Annotated in this window: 16 protein-coding genes and 1 tRNA gene; 6 read left to right on the top strand and 11 right to left on the bottom strand. The window is 61.5% G+C overall.

The annotated features are described in order from the left end of the window. Nucleotides 1-29: 29 nt before the first annotated feature. From RI103_RS05620 to RI103_RS05600, 5 genes are all read right to left on the bottom strand, one after another. Nucleotides 30-2,129, bottom strand: coding sequence for a hypothetical protein (locus RI103_RS05620; RefSeq protein WP_310814388.1), 2,100 nt, complete (start codon nucleotides 2,127-2,129; stop codon nucleotides 30-32). Between the two features lie 12 nt (nucleotides 2,130-2,141). Next, nucleotides 2,142-3,413 (bottom strand): phosphatase PAP2 family protein, encoded by a 1,272-nt coding sequence (locus RI103_RS05615; protein WP_310814387.1) that lies wholly within the window; start codon nucleotides 3,411-3,413, stop codon nucleotides 2,142-2,144. Between the two features lie 113 nt (nucleotides 3,414-3,526). Next, on the bottom strand, nucleotides 3,527-5,287 hold the full coding sequence (locus RI103_RS05610; protein WP_310814386.1) for a tetratricopeptide repeat protein: 1,761 nt from the start codon (nucleotides 5,285-5,287) through the stop codon (nucleotides 3,527-3,529). A 349-nt stretch (nucleotides 5,288-5,636) separates the two neighbouring features. Continuing rightward, nucleotides 5,637-5,873 (bottom strand): hypothetical protein, encoded by a 237-nt coding sequence (locus tag RI103_RS05605; protein WP_310814385.1) that lies wholly within the window; start codon nucleotides 5,871-5,873, stop codon nucleotides 5,637-5,639. 8 nt (nucleotides 5,874-5,881) lie between these two features. Further along, complete coding sequence (locus tag RI103_RS05600; protein WP_310814384.1) at nucleotides 5,882-6,073, bottom strand: hypothetical protein; 192 nt, start codon at nucleotides 6,071-6,073, stop codon at nucleotides 5,882-5,884. A gap of 556 nt (nucleotides 6,074-6,629) precedes the next feature. Between RI103_RS05600 and RI103_RS05595 the strand changes: the two genes are divergently transcribed. Next, nucleotides 6,630-8,222: an ABC transporter substrate-binding protein gene (locus RI103_RS05595; protein ID WP_310814383.1), complete on the top strand. Its 1,593-nt coding sequence runs from the start codon at nucleotides 6,630-6,632 to the stop codon at nucleotides 8,220-8,222. A 314-nt stretch (nucleotides 8,223-8,536) separates the two neighbouring features. Here the strand turns inward: RI103_RS05595 and RI103_RS05585 are convergent, their stop codons facing one another. From RI103_RS05585 to RI103_RS05570, 4 genes are all read right to left on the bottom strand, one after another. Then, the gene (locus RI103_RS05585; protein WP_310815290.1) at nucleotides 8,537-9,673 is read right to left on the bottom strand and encodes a hypothetical protein; all 1,137 of its coding nucleotides are present in this window, start codon (nucleotides 9,671-9,673) and stop codon (nucleotides 8,537-8,539) included. Between the two features lie 707 nt (nucleotides 9,674-10,380). Then, a tRNA-Arg gene (locus tag RI103_RS05580) sits at nucleotides 10,381-10,457 on the bottom strand. 288 nt (nucleotides 10,458-10,745) lie between these two features. Continuing rightward, nucleotides 10,746-11,576, bottom strand: coding sequence for an undecaprenyl-diphosphate phosphatase (locus tag RI103_RS05575; protein WP_310814382.1), 831 nt, complete (start codon nucleotides 11,574-11,576; stop codon nucleotides 10,746-10,748). 323 nt (nucleotides 11,577-11,899) lie between these two features. Beyond that, nucleotides 11,900-12,235 (bottom strand): hypothetical protein, encoded by a 336-nt coding sequence (locus tag RI103_RS05570; protein WP_310814381.1) that lies wholly within the window; start codon nucleotides 12,233-12,235, stop codon nucleotides 11,900-11,902. Here RI103_RS05570 and RI103_RS05565 point away from each other — a divergent pair. The 3 genes from RI103_RS05565 (at nucleotide 12,234) to RI103_RS05555 (ending at nucleotide 14,598) form a co-directional block, all read left to right on the top strand. Beyond that, nucleotides 12,234-13,142 (top strand): aldose epimerase, encoded by a 909-nt coding sequence (locus tag RI103_RS05565; protein ID WP_310814380.1) that lies wholly within the window; start codon nucleotides 12,234-12,236, stop codon nucleotides 13,140-13,142. The genes RI103_RS05570 and RI103_RS05565 overlap by 2 nt on opposite strands. A 206-nt stretch (nucleotides 13,143-13,348) precedes the next feature. Next, a complete protein-coding gene (locus RI103_RS05560; RefSeq protein WP_310814379.1) occupies nucleotides 13,349-14,059 on the top strand; it encodes a peptidoglycan DD-metalloendopeptidase family protein in 711 nt (236 codons plus the stop codon). 212 nt (nucleotides 14,060-14,271) lie between these two features. Continuing rightward, on the top strand, nucleotides 14,272-14,598 hold the full coding sequence (locus RI103_RS05555) for a hypothetical protein (RefSeq protein ID WP_310814378.1): 327 nt from the start codon (nucleotides 14,272-14,274) through the stop codon (nucleotides 14,596-14,598). A gap of 806 nt (nucleotides 14,599-15,404) precedes the next feature. Here RI103_RS05555 and RI103_RS05550 read toward each other — a convergent pair. Continuing rightward, a complete protein-coding gene (locus tag RI103_RS05550) occupies nucleotides 15,405-16,133 on the bottom strand; it encodes a pentapeptide repeat-containing protein (RefSeq protein ID WP_310814377.1) in 729 nt (242 codons plus the stop codon). Nucleotides 16,134-16,241: 108 nt separating this feature from the next. Between RI103_RS05550 and RI103_RS05545 the strand changes: the two genes are divergently transcribed. Both RI103_RS05545 and RI103_RS05540 read left to right on the top strand, forming a co-directional pair. Next, on the top strand, nucleotides 16,242-16,550 hold the full coding sequence (locus tag RI103_RS05545) for a DUF2288 domain-containing protein (protein ID WP_310814376.1): 309 nt from the start codon (nucleotides 16,242-16,244) through the stop codon (nucleotides 16,548-16,550). After that, a complete protein-coding gene (locus RI103_RS05540; RefSeq protein ID WP_310814375.1) occupies nucleotides 16,547-17,914 on the top strand; it encodes an MATE family efflux transporter in 1,368 nt (455 codons plus the stop codon). The genes RI103_RS05545 and RI103_RS05540 overlap by 4 nt, the downstream gene beginning before the upstream one ends. Nucleotides 17,915-18,241: 327 nt before the next feature. On the opposite strand, the gene RI103_RS05535 is transcribed toward RI103_RS05540, so the two are convergent. After that, a complete protein-coding gene (locus tag RI103_RS05535; protein ID WP_310814374.1) occupies nucleotides 18,242-18,409 on the bottom strand; it encodes a hypothetical protein in 168 nt (55 codons plus the stop codon). Between the last annotated feature and the right edge of the window lie 72 nt (nucleotides 18,410-18,481).

The raw sequence follows: 18,481 nt of genomic DNA, 5'->3' as shown, positions 1-18,481 counted from the left end.
AGGCAGCCTCACCACCAGCCGACGGGACCTCAACCGTCTTTGATTCTGGACGGGATCTTTCCGGCGCCGACGTTTCGGTTCGCGCTGCCACGGGCTAGTTCATCAGGAGTGAACGTCTTGTCGCGTATCGGTGCATTGCCTCCAACCCTTGGAGTGAGTGTCTGGGCGAGCGCTTTGACTGCGGCGCGCAGGCTCGGGGGTGACGAGACAACGTTCGATTTGAGGCCAGGCACGGGCATGTTCGCCGCCAGCATGCGCACGACCTGAGGCGAGGCGGCGCTGGTGCCTTCGAATGGAATCGCGCTACTGCTGCGTGTGCCGGCGGCAATGACGCCCATACGCACAACTGATCGCTCCGACACCGCATTCGCATCCGGCCCGACATGGTTTTTCAGGCCGGTCGTCGCGTCGGTTCCCGTTGCCGAGTACGGCGCAGTGGTGCCATCGCTCTTGCGCCATCCCCCGATCACAGCCGGTAACTCGCCCGTTGCAATCGAGTTGAGCGTGTTATTACGGCGAATCCAGCTCCGTGTTCCCGTTTCGTCGTAATCCTGCTCCGCCGTGAAACGGTTGAAGCGCGTGTAGTTGTCGTCGTCGAAACGTGACTGCCGTCCGCGAATCGGAAAACCCTCAGGCGTCTCGTTGCGTTGCACCCAGGCGTCGACAGTCAGCCCGCTGTTCTTCGATTTGTTCCGCAGCCCGATGTTCCAGTTGCCCGCTGGCGCGACCTTGCGGGTCGGCTGATGCGAAACGGTCGGCGCGACCGCGACCAGGATCATGTGTGCGTCGCCGCGCGCGCCGCGTCCGCGATGCACGACCGTGCACAGCGTGTCGCCGTCGAACGTCAGTTTGCCGACTCGCTTAAGGGGAATCCAGCCGCTCTTCGTACCGTCCGGCAGTTCGATGTTCACCTCCACGACTGGATCGCCCTGGGCCGCGTGCAGCCATATCTCGACGAAACTCGGCGTCAGGCAGTCCGGCATCACGCGCCAGCGCATTTTCTCTTCTTGTCCCGCAGCAATCGAAAGCGTGCCATGGCAGCGCGACAGATTGCTATTGCCGGCAGGAATGACGATCGAGCAGACCTTCGTATCCATCAGTTCGTCCATTGCACATTCAAGCAACGAACTACCGTCGTGCGGCCCCGCGATATAGCCGTAGCTCAGATTGACAAGCGCGTGACCTTTGGGGCCGACGATGTCAAGGGTACGCGACACGACGTAGCGGATAGCGTCGAGCGCCTGCACTTCGAGCCACAAGCCGGAGGTGTCGCGCATCGTGCGCCCGGGTAGCCTGAACTGCACGCCGATGAGCGGCCGCGCATATTCCGGCTCGCTGTCGCGCGCGGGTGGCCGCAGCAGCTGCACGCCGCAGGCAAGATCCATCACAGCGGTGCCGTGCGCCCAGCGGCGCGCGACCGCGTCGTAGTTCGCCATCCTGTACAGCACCTCCTCGTCGACGGCGCCCCCACGCCGCGCGTCCACCATGAATTGATTGATATCCGATCTGCGCAACTCGCGGCCGTAACCGAGACCGGGAGTCGAATTAGATGGATCGTCCTGATTCCAGAAGCATTCGAAACGTGTCTCTGTGCCCGCGCTATCTTGACGAAATCGCTGATGTGCAAACGCGATGCCGTCGTCGCACACGCCGATCACAACGGTGCCGACACCATCGTGCAACATCCCGGATGCGAGGGCTTGCGGGTCCGGTGAGATCTGGTCGTCACGCGGCGCGCCGCCTGAGACGATCGGCAAACCCAATGTAAAGCGCTCGATCAGCGTGCTCAAATCGCTCCACAGATGCCTGAAGAATTCGACTGTCACATGTGCCGTGCAAAAGCGCGTGTTTTTCAGAACGTCAGGCGGAAAGCGATAGAGCGACGATATCCAGATCCAGTCGCGCCAGCCGTTGGTGTCGATGAGTTCTCCCAGCGCCTTGGCAGTGTTGCCCATCTTCAGTTCGATCGCAATCGGAAACCGGCCTTGCGGAATGCCGCCGAGCTCGATGCATCCCGTTGCGCCCGCCCACACGATATAAGGGTCGAGGCGCGGCACCGGGTCGAATAGCGGGACGACATCAGGATGAAGCCAGCCGCTGGTTTCACCCACCTCCCAGTTCAGGCTCATGCGTGCTCTCCCTCAAGGAATACGCCCGGCGGCAATGCTCTTGCCGTTCCACTCGTTGATCGCCTGATTCCACATCCACGCGAGAATCCTCGACCCTGTGCCGGTCGCTTCTTCCGCATGAATCAGGATATGCGGATGGCTCAGCACAGTCGTCGTGGCACTGACGGGCGTGGAAATGCCAGCATCCGCTGCGGTGAGCGGTTCGTTCGGGTCGAAATCCTGGTCGCCGTCGTACTTCTCACCCTGGAAAGTGCGAGGAGTGTAGGTGCCCCGTGTCGCCGGGTCGACCTTGCAGCGATGGACGAAATACCCGGCGAGTGTCGTGCCGAGCACATGGCCGGCCGCGCTGTCGACCGGAAAGTGCACGCCCGCAATCGTGCGATTGAGCGCCACCCGTCGAGCCTGGGCCAGCAACTGGGTTTGCAGCGTCGTAGAATCCGTAAGTGCGCCGGAGGGTGTTTGAGGCGCTGCCTGGCGCACGGTGCGGAAGAATTCCCACATGACATACGCGATGATATAGGCCTGCGTCGAATGACCGCTCGGCAGAGACCCGTGTCCGGGAGTAGGGATATCCGGCTGCACCTGCGGCGAATAGTCGATGGCGCGCGAACAGGCGAGCGCGTGCTTGAAGCGCATTTCCACTGCAATCGCGAAGCGCACCACGGTGTCAAGCAGTTCGAGTGTCTTCGGCGTGCGGGCCGCGCTCAGGTACACGATGGAAGCCCAGTACGCGGTTTGCGGCCCCATTTGGATGATCGTTTCGTTTGCACGTTCAAGGCGCAGGTCGGAATAGCTATCCATGAACGTGAGCTGCTTGACGAAGGTGTCCTCGGTGGGACGATACATTTCGACGACCAGCTTCGGGTTCTCGAACGTCGGCTCCGTCTTCACCGGGTCCATGGTCGTCCCGCGGTGCCATAGCGACACACCCGCGTTGGCGCCCGGCGAGTACGTGAAGGCTAGATGGGAAATCAGCTCGAAGTCATAAACTGCCGCGCGCACCCACGGTTCCCAACGCCACAGCTGTGCGTTGTCGTCGATGTGACCGGCACCTGCGGAACCCGAGCCTATTGTTACCGCATTTTCTTCGGGCTGGATCGCGAGCCGCTTGTTCGTCCATGCTCCGACGATGCCGTCACGATGCGAGATGAGCGACTCGGCCAGCAACTCGTAGTCGCCTAGCCCGTCCGCCGCGCCGCCGGGTCCGCCCGCCCCACCTGCGCCGCCCGCTCCTCCGGCCCCTCCAGCCCCTCCGGCTCCTCCGGCTCCTCCTAATGCGCTCATTTTGTCTCCCTCTTCGCCGTTGGCTTAACCCGCATCGAAACAAGCTGAGCCGCAGTCAGGCGTTGTACATTGCATCGACGCGTCCCATAGTTGACCTCTCGATCGACTCACCGTTACTGCGCCGGCAGCCCTGCGCGTCCTAGTGCTTCTGACCAGATCCTGCCCGTCGCATACGCGGCGCTTGGCGATCGCTCCAGGTAATTGCGCATTGTGAGACCCGGCTCGATGGCAAGCACCTTGCGCACGGTCGTGCGGGCGGCATCCATCATTCCCAGCTCGGACTGCGCGATGGCAAGCGCACGCAGCGTAGACGTGTTGTTGCGCCCCACGCGCAGCGCGCGCTGCGCGAGCTCGATCGCGCGCTCGTACTGACCCGCCGACAGCGCCGCGGTCGCGCTGAGCGATTCGTAAAAGTTGCGTAGCGGGTCGAGTGGCGACAACGCGAGCGCATTTTCAGTCGAGTCGACTGCCTGCTGTCCCTCTCCCTTGAACGCGTGTAGGGTGCCCTTCAGAAGCCACGCGAGCGAGTCATTCGGATTGACCTGCAGCGCATGCTCGTAGAGCTCCTCGCCCTCGTCGAGCCGCTTAAGCAGATTTGTCTGCACAAAGCCTTCGACCGCCAGCGCCATCGACGACTCCGAGTCGGCATCGAGCGCGCGCTTCGCACAATCGAGCGCGTACTGCGCCTCGCCCAGGCGATCGCTAGTCCATCCGCGATTGAAACGCAACACATGCCATTTCGCGAGCCACGCGTTCGGCACCGCTTGTCTACGCCCGCGCTCGGCCAGCACTTCGAGCATCTGACCCGCACGCTCGAACTCGTCGCGCACGCCGCGATGCATCAACGCAATGGCGGCCAGAAGCAACGTCGAGCTTTCAAGCGTCGGCAGCGCATGCGAGCGCGCATGTTCCAGTTCGTTCGCGACGATCATGAAACCGATTGTTTGAATAATCTTGTCGACCATTTCGCTTTTGCCCGCAACGATCGAGTCGATGCTGTCGTAAAGCGTTTGCGCCCATACCACGCGATCGAGCCTGGCATCGGCAAGCTCTAACGACAACACGACCTTGCCGTTTCGCGTGTTGTAGCCACCCGACACGACGTAGCGCGCGTTAAGCAGCGCGCCCACTTCCTGTCCGGTCAGATGTTGTTCGCGCAGCGCAGTCGTCGACAGGCGCGAAATCACCCTCAAGTGCGACGAGCGGGACAGCGCGGCGATGATTTCATCGGCAATCAGTTCGCCCAGCACATAGTGCGTCGGCTCGATGGCGCGGGCAGCAAACGGAATGACCGCAATCGATGACCACAGCGGCGGCGCAAACGCCGTGTGCGGAGGGATCAGCGGACGCGGCCCCGCGCCGCCCAGGCGATATGCACGTACCGGTTTCGTGAGGTGCTTCAGATGACATTGGCCGAGGTCTTCGACGGCGTCCTCAAATCCCGCACCAAGCTGCGCGAAGATGCGCTCCGAAACGACGATCTCGCCGGGGCCCGCGAGGCTGTAAAGGCGCGCCGCGAGATTGACGCCGTGTCCGTATACGTCGCGTTCGTCGGCAAGCAGTTCGGTCTCGTGCAGGCTCATCCTTAACAGCAGCGCATCGCCGCCCGACCCAACGCCGCTCGCACTGTCAGACGCCGTGGACTGGCAGGCACGCTGAATCTCAAGTGCGCAGCGCGCAGCGGCCAGCACCTGCTCGAAGACAATCATCAACCCGTCGCCTTCTGTGCGGATCAGCCGGCCGCCGTGCCTCGGAACAATGCTATGTTCAATGGCCATGCGCAAGCCGCGCCAACGCGACGCCGTGCCCGCTTCATCGGTCTCTGCGAGGCAGCATGACTCGACCAGATCGGCAAACAAAATAGTGCGAACCATTCTGCGCAGGTTGTCGCCTGCAACAATGTCTTCCGCATTCATGTTATTCAATACCCGGACGATTCCCGCAGGTTATCCCAGCAGGCGTTAACCTGATGCCCTGGAGGCGACTACAAATGCGAGCTTGTCGAAAGAGACTGACTACCGGTTTTCCTTGCGATTGTTTGAATAATTTTTCCGATTTCGCCTATTACTCCGCTGCATTCGATGTGTCGTCGATCGAAGTGAGCGAACGAGTAGCTTTACATACCGTACTCATTGATCGTGCGAATGGCAAGCGGAGTTTGTATGACGTTCGCGCCAATACAGCAAACCGATCGCAAATGGCCGAAGGCTAGGCCGATCCATGCTACCCGCGCCGCTCCTTGTCGGCTTCGAGCCGTCCGGCGAGCAGCTGGATCAGGTACATCGCGAATTCCGATTCCTGATAGTAGAGGCGGGTTTCATCAGCAGCCGATACCGTGCGCAGTTCGCATTCGGTCTGGCAGATCGCAGTAGACGTGCGGCAGTGTTCCGGCGAAAACAGGCCGATCTCGCCGAGAACCGAGCCTTCACCAAGTTCGATTCCAGGATCGCTCAGGCGCACTTCTCCCCTCACGATGTAAAACAATTCGCCGCTTGGATCACCTTTCGAAACAGAACCTCGCCAGCGCGCACATGTCTGCTGTCCATATTCGCAAGCAGACGGCCGACCGATAGCCGGCCATTGATCGCTTTACTGAGTTGCTCGTCGCGTACCGCTTCGAGTTCGTCGCTGGCCTGACGCAGGCAGTCGCCGTCCATCACTACGCAATCGGGTTTGCGCTCGCCGCCAGTCCGACGTGAGGCAATTGCACGGACGCACTTCGGCCTCTAGTGCGAACTCACCAAGCAGACGCGCAATGCCTTCACGGAAAAGTAGCGCCGGCCCGGTAAGCAAAATGTACATAGTGATCCTCTGGCGCGTTGAGCAACGGAAGCAGCTGCGATCCACGTGTTCTTGTCATCCCATATCGGTACAGCTCGCATGCCATCGCCTGTACGCTTGCAGGACTTGCCGCGACGTTGTGCGCCAAAGTCGACTCGTCGGATCGTTCGTTAAACGCAGATCCAGGCACTGCACACTTTTAGGGCGCTACAGCGATAAATGAGCAGTGATGCAGAAGAAATCCTTAAGAACTTTTGAATTGTGAGCGCGAGGGTTGCTGCCTATACTGGTCTCGTCCTGCGCGACGTCCTGTCTCTCCCTTAGGGGCGTCGCTCAGCGCGAGATCTTCCTTGAAATGTCCATCAGTCGTCAGCGAACGGTGATGAGATGCACATACGACACACGCGGCGTTTTGGCAATTGGCCTCGAATGGCGATGCTATATCTCACTTTCGCTGGATGTTGTGCTTTGTCGAACACTCGCGCCGCTGACACTCTGCCGGATAAAACAATCGTCTATTGCTCTGAAGCGAGTCCCGCCGGTTTCGACCCGGCGCAATACACGACGAGTGTCGAGGCAAGCGCGGCCGCTTATACCTCCTATAACCGGCTCGTCGAATTCAAACGAGATGGCCCGGGAGTGGAACCAGGTCTTGCGGAAAGCTGGGACATCTCGCCCGATGGACGCCAATACACGTTCCATCTACGGCACGGCGTGAAGTTCCAGACCACGGCCTATTTCAAGCCGACGCGCGACTTCAATGCCGACGATGTCCTCTTCACCTATCAACGCATGCTCGATCCGGAACAGCCATTTCACAAGGCTTATCCTGTCGTGTTTCCGTATTTCCGTGATCTAGGCCTCGCCGCGAACATTACAAATATTGAAGCATCTGATCCCTACACCGTGCGTTTTACGCTTGCGAAAGTCGATGCACCGTTTCTGCAAAAAGTTGCGATGCCCTTCACGTCGATACTCTCGCGCGAATACGCGGATAGTCTTTTGGCTAACGGCAATGCACGCGACATCAACCAGTTTCCCGTTGGCACCGGGCCGTTTATTTTTCGCAGCTATACGAAGGACGCACAGATCCGCTTTGACGGCAATCCCGGCTACTGGCAGGCCGGCATCGTGCAGGTACGTAGGTTGATCTTCGCCATTACGGTCGACCCCGCCGTGCGACTGCAAAAATTGCGCAACGGAGAATGCCAGGTCATGAGCTATCCACGCCCTGCGGACATCGCCGGAATTCGCACCGATACCAATCTGCAGTTGCCGAGCCAGGTAGGCTTCAATCTTGGCTATCTTGCGTATAACACGACAAAGAAGCCACTTGACACGCTCGCAGTTCGCCGCGCGCTCGACATGACGATTAACAAGCGCGCCATTATTGAATCGGTGTATCAGGGCGGCGGGCGGCTCGCGACGAATCCAATGCCGCCGACTCAATGGGCCTACGCCAACAATTTAAAGGATGCCCCATATGATGCCGCGAAAGCGAAGGCGTTACTTGCCGAAGCGGGCTATCCTGATGGCTTTGAACTTGATCTATGGGCAATGCCGGTGCAGCGCCCCTATAACCCGAATGCCCGGCTGATGGCCGAAATGATCCAGGCGGACTGGGCCAAAATCGGCGTCAAGGCGCGCATCGTGACGTTCGAGTGGGGTGAGTACATTCGCCGCGCGCGAGCGGGCGAGCACGACGCGCTGCTTATCGGCTGGACGGGCGACTACGGTGATCCCGACGACTGGCTAGGCGTGCTGCTAGGCTGTGACGCTGTTCAGGGCAGCAACTTCGCTAAGTGGTGCTATCGGCCGTTCGACAACCTGATTAAACAGGCTCGTGCGACAACGGACGTCGAAGCTCGCACCGCCGACTATCTTCAGGCACAGGCGATTTTTAAGGACCAGGTACCTTTCACGCCGATTGCGCATTCGACTGTCTATCAACCGCTGTCGCGCGACATCACCGGTTTCAGGATCGATCCGTTCGGACCAACGAGGTTTTGGGGCGTCGGGCTGAAGTAACACATCACATTCTCGCATCAGCAATGTTGAAGCGAATGGCGAAACAGTCAATGCTCTTGCGGTGCAGAAGGAGCAGCATTCGAACCTGTTGCACGACGAACAGATGGTGCTCGCGGCAGTCGAGTTCGCGTTTGAAGATGGAGCACCGAACAATCAGACGGTGCCGAACATCCTGAGCCGGCTACTCGACAGACCGCCTGCGCCGCCGCTGCATACTCCGCAGGCCTTCCGCGCTGAAGGTCGAGCCACAGGGCAGCGTGAGCCACTACGACCGGCCAAGGGACCGGGCGGACAACGACAGCTTCCAGAAGCCTTCAGCCATCCGCATTGCCCATACAGGCTTGCAAGTCGGTTTCCGGAAGGCTCATCGCCATGAAGCACGCCAAGTCGTATATGCCATGCGCGTGCACAGAGCCGGATGGAAGGAGCGTCCTCCAGCTCCAGTTGTCACGGTAGCGGATGTCGATCCATGTCTGCCCCTGATTTCTTCGATCCCCTGGATTGCCGAAACGCACAAGGGAACGCAAGCTGGCGAGGATCTCGCCCCGGTTGTAGATCCGATAGATGGTGAGGCCATCAGCTTGCTCTGAAAAGTTCGGAGAGCTGCGCTTTCCCGAGACCGGCGAGGGATCGAAGGCGTAGACCTCTTTGACGGTTGGGACACCGCTGATTGCTCGCAACGAGTATGCGAACCGCTGTGAAAGCCCCCCGCCAAGAGAATGGCCAGTGGATACGACATGAGCGTCCTTAAGCCACGCCCATTCAGGATTTGCCTCGAGCCGCAGATACTCGGCGACGAATGTCGGCACAAAGGTGTCGGTCAATACGGTGTATTCGTCCTTGGAGTCGGATAACGCAAGGAACCATCTGAAGTTCGCCCTCCAGTCGTCCATGCTGCTGGCAGCCGTACCACCAAATGCAACGATAACCTGCTTCGTTTTATCATTCGACCATATCTCCGCCCTTAGGTGAACGTCGCGCATCTCCTCGGCTGCCGCCGCATACCCTTCTCCCGCACGCGGTTCGAGTGAAGGCATTTGCTTCCACTGCACCCACCCCCGTTGGGTAAGGAATGCGTGAGGCTCTGGACACGTTGCGCTCGTTTTCAGCGGCTGACGCTTGGGGTCGTCTGAATCCTGATACGCCGCAACCGCGGCCCAGGCGTAGGCCCAATGGATCTTGGAGGCTTCGGACACCGTTCTCCAAAATTCAAGCTTGCCACCGCTCTCGCGCCGATAGACGTCCGACTGCTTCTGGTCCATGCTTGCGCAGCCGGAAAGCATCGCGACATAGCCAGCCAAGATGCTGAAGGCCCCAGCGGTCCATATCCAGCGCATATGCGTTTCTTCGCGGAGTTTCTGAGGACTTGGAACGTCATCCAGAACGGTGTCCCAGAATTGTACTGCCGCCCGGTGCTTGGACATCAGAATTGCTACGATCGAACTGAGCACCGTTTCAATTCGTGAGTTCGCTCGCCCGGCATGCGTCGCCAGAGACGTTTACGGGTCGACGAGGGCCCGTCGGATACGCACTCTCTGCACGCAGACGCTCCCTCCGTAAGGGTATCGGATCCGCTGACGTCCGAGGTCTTCAGGGCGACCACATAGAAGGGCTTCCAGGCATGCGAGACCCAGCGGCGATGAGCAGTGGCTTAATGTCGTCCGGAACGTGGAGGCGGAAATAGAGAAGCGAGCTATTAGGCTTCTTCCAGCTATGTTTGAGTGCGACGGACATGATTGGGGAGATACGTAGCAAGGGCATGTGTGTGACCGTATGCGATAACGGTTGTGATAACCGACCACACGTGCCCCTGAGAACCCCGTCAGATTAGCCAGAGAAGACTTGGAGAATATTCGGCGATTGCCGGAAAGAGGAATCAAACCTCCGGCCTACGCATCACGAATGACCCGCTGGCAACGGAAACTGCTACGCGCAGTAACCGAATTCATTCACATGTCCGCTCAAGTAGCAGCCCTCAAATTCAACTTGCCCCGGATGAGGCAGCGGACGGCATTGCAGCGGTGGAGTCCATCGAGCGCTGGTTCGGGACTTGTGCGACAGAGGCAGTCGCGTATGCGGCAAAAACCTACACCTGCCTACATGAAAAATCAAACCCGAAATGAAAACGAAAAAAGTCAATGCAACTCATTGATTTTATTGGTACGGCAGGAGGGACTCGAACCCCCCACCCTCGGCTTAGAAGGCCGATGCTCTATCCAGCTGAGCTACTGCCGTATTGAAGTGAGGCGATGCAACCACCACAACGTGCATCGCCCGCAATGAGAACCCGCCCTCGGGCATCGGAACCTGTACACCAGCCGGCCACAGGGTTCGTGGAATACCGAAATTCTAACTGACCGTGCCGCGGACGGGAAATCCACGCTTGCACAGAAGAGACTGCCACGGGCCGGACCGGCCGTTGCCAGTCAGCAAACAAACGGGCCCGGCAGGTTGAGCCGGGCCCGGATTATAACCGATCGTTCCGTATCCACCAGCACGCGCTACCGGACACGGCGAACGTGATCAGACCGGTTGCGGATGCAGCATGAACCAGCCGAGGAACACGATGCCGGCGATCACGCAATACACGCCGAACGACGCCAGACGTCCGCGGCCTTCGAAATAGCGCATCAGGAAACGCACGCTGAGATACGCGGCGATCGCCGTCAGCACGCCGCCGAGCAACGCGTCGGCGAGTTGGCCCGGCGCATGGAACAGCTTCGGCAGCTCGAGCACGCCGGCCGCGAAAATGATCGGCGTGCCGAGCAGGAATGAGAACTCCGCCGACTTCTCCGCCGTCAGGCCGGCCGCATTGCCGGCGATCATGGTCAGACCGCTACGCGAGAAGCCTGGAATCAACGCGCCGATCTGCGCCAGACCGACGAAAAACGCCTGCCCGAAACTCAGCTTTTCCGGCGCCTGATGCGCGCGCGAACGCTGCAGGCGATCGCCGAACCACAGCAGCACACCGTTGACGATCAGCGCGATCGCGACGATCCGCAGATCGTGAAAAAGCCGTTCCAGCCGTTTTTCCAGCACCAGACCGACCAGACCTGCCGGAATCGTGCCGATGATGAGCGCCCACATCATGTGCGCGTCCTCGTTGCGACGGCCGCCAAACGACGCGAAGAAGCCACGCACCAGCGCGCACCAGCGCTTGCGGAAGTACCACAGCAGCGCGAGCGCCGTGCCCAGATGCAACGCGACGAGGAACGGCAGCAATTGCGGCGCGTGTTTGTCGATATGCATACCGAACAGTGCGGGAACGAGCAACGTATGGCCGAGGCTGCTCACCGGAAACAGTTCGGTGACGCCTTGCAGCACGCTCAGGAAAATGAGAAACGACAGGTTCACGCGGGCGTCCTTGTAAGGAAAATGTCGGGGACAAGCCCACCGGATAAGGAATCCGCGGGCGCTTCAAAGGCGCACCGATTATGCCTGGCTGCAATGTCAGCGCCAAGCGTTTGAACCGCATTCGGGGAAATATTGTGCGTCGCGTCACAACTCGAAACCGTTGTTACGCTACAGAAAAAGAAAGGGCCGCCGTGCATGGCCGCCCTGTGTGATAAGCAGAATGACGTGATGTGAAGAACTACGTGCAGTGTCCCGGCGGAAGAATCGTCAACCCGGAGGGACGCTCTTTGCCGAGCAGGCAAGGCGGTACGCGATGTCCCGGATCAGCGTTCGAGCTTGTAAAAGAAGTAGACCGTGCTTGCCGCGAACATGCCGAACAAAGCCACACCCATTGCCATTGCGAGATCCATGGAGCCTCCTGAGGCGGTCTCGCCCGGTCGTCGAAGTTGCCGAGCAGTCTGACGAATTATCAGCAAGGACGACCTTGCGGCGACACCCGCAATTTCCCCAGAAGGGTTTCCCCGTAGCGGAAAGCAGCGCAAAATCATTCTCTCGCGCAGCGCCGCGCAGGAAATTCCGACGCTCGCAGGCCAGGATGGCCCCGTCTCCGGGCCACCTGCATCTGCCTTCAACCTCTTACTCATCAGTCCATCGACCATGCCCCTCTCCCCGCAACAGGACATTCTCGAGATCGCCCAGGATGCCTCCGTGCTCCGCTTCGCGCCGCAAGCCGGCGGCCGTCTGATGTCGTGGACGATCGACGGCGAAGAAGTCATCCATTGGCCGGAGCAGGCCGACTGGAGCCAGCCGGCGCGCATTCGCGGTGGCAATCCGCTGCTGTTCCCGTTTCTCGGCCGGCATCGCGTCGACGGCAAGATCGGTTACTGGCGTGACGCTCAGGGCACGGTGCGCGAGCTGCCCATGCACGGCTTCGCCCGCGACCTGCCGTTCGAAGCCCACGCCGACGTGCATGGCGCCGGCCTGCGCATGATCCTGACCGACAGCGAGGCGACCCGCGGCGGCTATCCATTCGGCTTCCGTTTCGAGGCCGCGTACACCCTCGTGGATGCGCACACGCTCGACGTCACGTTCACCACCACCAACACCGGCGATGCGCGCCTGCCCTACTACGCCGGCCATCACTTCTATTTCACGTTGCCGCACACACAGCGCGGCGAGACCTCGCTGGAATTGCCGCGCACCGAGCGGTGCTATCAGCAGCAGGACGGTTCGATCAGCGCCGCCGAGCCGGGCGAAGCGCGCTACACGCTCGACGAGGCGCGCATCCACGATCGCTTCCATTGCCTCGTCGGCACGCCGGAGCAACCGGTGCGGCTCGTCGCGCCGGGTCTCGACCGGCTCGTCACCATCGACCTGCAACGGCCGGGCTCGGTGCCCTGGTACGCAGTGACGACCTGGACCGAAGCCGCGGAGTCGGACTTCTACTGTGTCGAACCGTGGCTCGGGCTGCCGGACGCGATTCACAACCGCAGGGGCCTGCGCTGGCTCGAACCGGGGCAGACCGAGGTCGCCGCGCTGCGTATCAGCGTCGCCAGGCTGGGTTGATTGCAGGGATTCAGACCGGGTCGCGCGGTCGGTTTTGAGGCGGAATTTGCGGCCAATTCGCTGCATTTCGCCGCATGCCGCCCCGCGAGGGGCCGCCGCGTTGTCCGCTTTTCGCGTGTTGCAGCGCAAAACCGTTAGAATCGAGCGCTTTGTATCTACCTGCCGCGTGATCGGGATCGGCGCGCGGCAGCGCTTTGCGAGGTCCAATGCTTAGCACAACAAGAATGATGAAGCGGCTTGCCTGCGCGTCGGTGGTGGCACTGCTCGCCGCGTGCGGGTCGGCGCCGGTGGGGCCGGGCTTTTATCGGGTGGAACGGGGCGATACGCTGTCGAAGATCGCGCGCAGTAACCGGCAGTCGATGCAAAGCATCGTGCGCTGGAACAATCTGACCAATCCGGACAGCATCGAGGTCGGCCAGGTGCTGCGCGTCGCGCCGCCGGGCGGCGCGCCATCGGCCAGTGGCGCGGTGCGCAGCAGCGGAGCCGGCAGCGCTTCGGCCACGCCGCGCCCGGCGCCCGCCGAAAGCGCGCCGGCCGCGGCGCCCGCTTCGACGATCTCGCTGGTATGGCCAGCCGACGGCACGGTCATCCGGCGTTTCGACGGCGGCAATTCGAAGGGCATCGATATTTCGGCGGCAGCGGGAACGCCCGTCATCGCCGCGGCGCCCGGCACGGTGGTGTACGCCGGCAACGGCTTGCGCGGCTACGGCAATCTGTTGATTCTCAAGCACAACGCCGAATATCTGACCGCCTACGCGCACAACCGCGCGCTGCTGGTGAAGGAAGGCCAATCGGTCACGCGCGGCGAGAAAATTGCCGAGATGGGCGACACGGATACCGACCGCGTCATGCTGCACTTCGAACTGCGCTATCAGGGCCGTTCCATCGATCCGTCGCGGGCGCTGCCGCCCCGCTAGGGGTGGCCAAGGGCATGCATCGGCGGTACCCGGCAGGCGCCTCCGATCCGCCTCGTGCCGTCCCGCCTGCTTCGCTGCCGCTCGCGCCGTCCCGTGTCGGGCACGCGCCTTGCTGCTGCGGCCCAGGGAACCCGGCATGTTATAAAACGCTCAATCAGGACACGACGTGGCTTCGCGTCACGTCTTCTTCCGTCTATCTGTAAGGAATCTGTATGAAGAGCGCATTTGCGTCCGTCGCGACGGCCGCCGCGATCGGTCTTGGCCTGTTGACGCTCGGCAGCCTCGGCGGCTGCTCCAGCACCACCACCATGACCTACCTACCGAACGGCGATACCGGCTTTGCGATCAACTGCAGCGGCAGCGACGCAAGCTCGAGCTGGGCCGAGTGCTACAAACGCGCGGGTGAAGTCTGCGGCAACTACGGCTACGACGTGGTGTCGAAAGACGTTGACAACGGCGCGACCTCGGGCGGAACGGTGGGCGGTATTTTCGGTGCGAACGTGAAGAACCGGTCGATGGTGGTCCGCTGCAAGCAATAACGACGACGCCACGCGCGCCGTCGCTCGGGCTAGCGGCGGCGCCAGCGTCCTGAGCGCGGATCGATGCGCGCGGCGAAGGCGATCAGCACGCCGAGCGCGACCGGCCAGATGCCGAGGAATATGATCAAGGTGGTCATGCTCTCATGATCCCCCGCATGTGTGAATCCGCAATGTCCCGGGCGTGAGCGCGGCGAAAAAAAGCCCGGCTCGAGGCCGGGCTAACGGGGGTTCGGCGCATATCGGCAAAGGACCGGTTCACCATGCGCCAGAACGAAATCTAACAACCCGCTTTTACAAGCGCAATATATTAATTTCGCAGGTAATGTGATGCGGCGCACGGATTCCGCGTTACGTGAACCAGAAAGTCGGAAATAAACAGGCTGAATGCGCCCGCCGTTTCGACGTGAAACGCCGGCAATGCCGCGATTCGAAACTTATGCATTCCCCGCCGGACCGCGCAATGCAGGCAGCCGGCTGAAATCGGGCGGAAAAGCCTGAGGAAAGGCCATTGGCCGATTTTGGCTAACCCATCCAGCATGATTCGGACGCTTTACGTACTGCGTAGCTTTAGTGCGCCACCGCACTCTTTCGCATTATTAACCGCTATTGACCGCCACTATTAATGTAGTCGATTTCTTCACAAGAAATTCGCGAATAGCGAAATATTAAAAAGATTCAAATCCACCGACGAATTGCGCCGCTGATAATCGGCCGGCTTATTGATTCTACAAATCGAATCATAAACATCGGCATCCAGTCGTTCAAGCTGGCCGAACGGCTAAAATCGCCCAGTCAGAAAACGACGTTCACATGACCCGCAAACCCAGTTCGGTGACGAGCACGGCCGCCTGGGCATGCGAGATCGTCGCGCCCTTGAAGAGCGCCGCGTCCACGAGCCGCACGCCGCTCAGGTCGGCTTCGCGCAGGTCCGCGCCGTCGAAGCGCGCGCCTTTCAGATGCGCGTCCTTCAGGCTGCCGCCAGCGAAGATCGCTTCACGGAAATCGACCCCCGCGAGATCGGCATCGGAGAAATCCAGCTGGTGCAGCATGGCTTTGCGAAACGACAGGCCGCGCAAGTGCGCGCCGACCAGCAACGTTTCGACGAAGCTCAAACCCAGCGCCGTGCACGCTTCGAAATTGGCGCCGGTCAGCTTGCAGCCGTGAAACGACGCCGAGGCGAGCTTGGCGCGCCACCAGCTGGTGTTGTTCAGATCGCTCGACTGAAACGCCGCGTCGACCAGATCGGCTGACGCGAAATCCGCCTCGCGCCCGCGGCAGCGGACCCAACGGGTATGCGAGAGCGTCGCGCCAAAAAACGAAGTCTCGACGATCGAGCAGCGATGAAACTCGGCGCCGCGCAGATCGAGTCGCGACAGGTCCGCGCCTTCGAAATCGCAGTCGGTGAAATGAAGCGGCGCCTTGTTGCCGGCGAGGCTCGCCGCGATCAGTCGCTCCATCTGGGCACGCGTGAGCGTGGTGTCGCTCACGCGGTGAGCTTGCGCGCTCGAAGCCGGCGCCGTTGAATCCAGTGACATGAAGGTTCAGAATGAATTTCGAAGGACCCATAGCCTACCGGAAGGCGCGCCGCGCAGGCGGCCCGCGCCGATGGTTTATAGTAACGGCCCCGTCAGAACCCGCTTACGATGACTTCCAACGACGCCACCCATAGCCCGCTGTACGCCAAGCTGCTCGCCGAAACCGCCAAAATCGGCTGGCCCGAACTCGAACGCTTCTTTGCACGCGGCATGCTGCTGCGCGTCGCGCGCGACCTCGATCTGGTGAGCGTTGCCGAAGCCATTGCCAGCGACGACACCACGCAGGTCACGCAATGGCTGTCCTCGGGGCTCGTCGAGCGCGTGCAGGCGGAAACCGCCGCCGACTTCGCCGCGCGTGACCCGGATCTGTGGGCGGTCGTCGTCTCGCCCTGGGTGTGCGTGCAGGAACGCAATTGAGCGACGCCGCGCACGACGCGCACACGTCGGCAGCGGCGCCCGCCGTCCCCGTGCGCTGGCACCGCCGGGTGCTGGCGTTGGCATTCCCCATCGTCCTCGCCAATCTGACGCAGCCGATTCTCGGCGCGGTCGACACCGCCGTCGCCGGCCATCTGAACGGCGCGTCGTATCTTGGGGGCGTGACGCTCGGCGGCCTCTTCTTCAACTTCGTGTTCTGGGGCTTCGGCTTCCTGCGCATGGGCACCACGGGTCTGGTCGCGCAATCGCACGGCGCGAACGACCATGCCGAACTGCGCAACAACGTCGTACGCGCGTTGTTGCTGGCGGCCGCGATCGGCGCCGTGGTGCTGGCCCTGCAAATGCCGCTGATCGACTACGCACTGCGCGTGATCGGCGGCAGCGACGCGGTGCAACGCAACGCGCTGCTCTACTGTCACGCACGCATCTGGGCCGCCCCACTCGCCTTGGGCAATTACGTCGTGCTCGGCTGGCTGCTCGGCACGCAGCAGGTGCGGCTGGCGCTGCTCTCGCAGGTCTTCATCAACAGCGTGAACATCGTGGCCGTGCTGCTGTATGTGTACGGATTCGATTGGGGCGTGGCCGGTATCGGCGCGGCGACGGCCACTGCCGATGCGCTCGGCTTCGTGCTCGGCGCCTTCTTGCTATGGCAGGGAAGACCGCGCGGCCTGCCCGCGCTGAACCGCACGGCTTTGTTCGACGCGGCGGCGCTGAAGCGGCTCGTCGTGCTCAATCGAGACATCTTCGTGCGCACCTTGTGCCTGCTCTCGTCGTTCGGCTGGTTTGCGCATCTGGGCGCGAAACAAGGCGACGCCACGCTCGCCGCCAACGCGCTGCTGCTCAATTTTCAGACCTTCATGGCCTACGGACTCGACGGCTTCGCGCACGCCGCCGAAGCGCTGGTCGGCGCGGCGATCGGCGCGCGCGACCGGCACGCGTTCACGCAGGCGATCAAAGTGACGGCGTTGTGGTCCACGCTCGGCGCGCTGGGCTTCTCGCTGGTGTATTGGGGTGCGGGTTCGTGGATCGTCGAACGCCTGACCAATCAGGCCGCCGTGCGCGCCACCGCTGAACTGTATCTGCCGTGGGCCGCACTCTCGCCGGTGGTTTCCGTGTGGGGCTTTCTGCTTGATGGCGTCTTCATCGGCGCCACCCGCACGCGGGAACTCATGATGTCGATGGTGGTGTCGTTCGCGCTGTTCGTGGCCGCGTCGTGGTCCTTGCTGGCGCTGTATGGCAATCACGGCTTGTGGGCCGCGATGCTGCTCTTCATGGCTTTGCGTGGTCTCACGCTGGCGCGCTATGTGCCGGGCGTCGTGCGCGGCATGGCGGGCGCGGCAGGCTAGGCGGCCGTTCATTTCGCCATGGGCGTGCGCTACGTGTCTCGCTGCGCGCACCTCTCGCACCCACCCTCTCTTCGCGCCGATGTAACCAGTTCGCCGCCCGTCCCCGGCAATGTGAGCACGAACCACCGCGCGCCCATTTCGCATCGCGGCACCCGGTTACGCTTTGAAACAAGCGCACACAAGTTGCGTGCAACGTGAGCCCTAGAATGAGTTCAGCCCGCACTCTCCGCACTAAAAGTCTGCGCGGGTCAGAAGCGCCGGTGTGCCCGCGCCGGCGCTTCGCTTCCGCTATTCGTCCCCGTTGCCGAATCGATTGTCAGCCGACGCTCAAGGCGTGACCGGCGCGGGCACCATCGCCGGTGGACGGCTGTCGGTGGGCACGCCGTGATAGTCGGCGGGATCTTGCGGCGGGCTGCCGTGATGGCCTGATGGACCAGTCGCACAACCGGCAACGCCGGCAATCAGCAGCAACGCAAGCATCGGAATGCGGATCATAAACAGGAGTCTCCCGAGGCAGAATGAAAGAGCGATTGTCCGGCGGTGGCCGGCAAGCGCGAGCGCCGAGAG

The organism is Paraburkholderia sp. FT54 (genome assembly GCF_031585635.1).
In the GTDB taxonomy this organism is placed as follows: domain Bacteria; phylum Pseudomonadota; class Gammaproteobacteria; order Burkholderiales; family Burkholderiaceae; genus Paraburkholderia.
The sequence above is the reverse complement of the archived record's forward strand: the minus strand, read 5'-3'. Positions and strand labels throughout refer to the sequence as shown.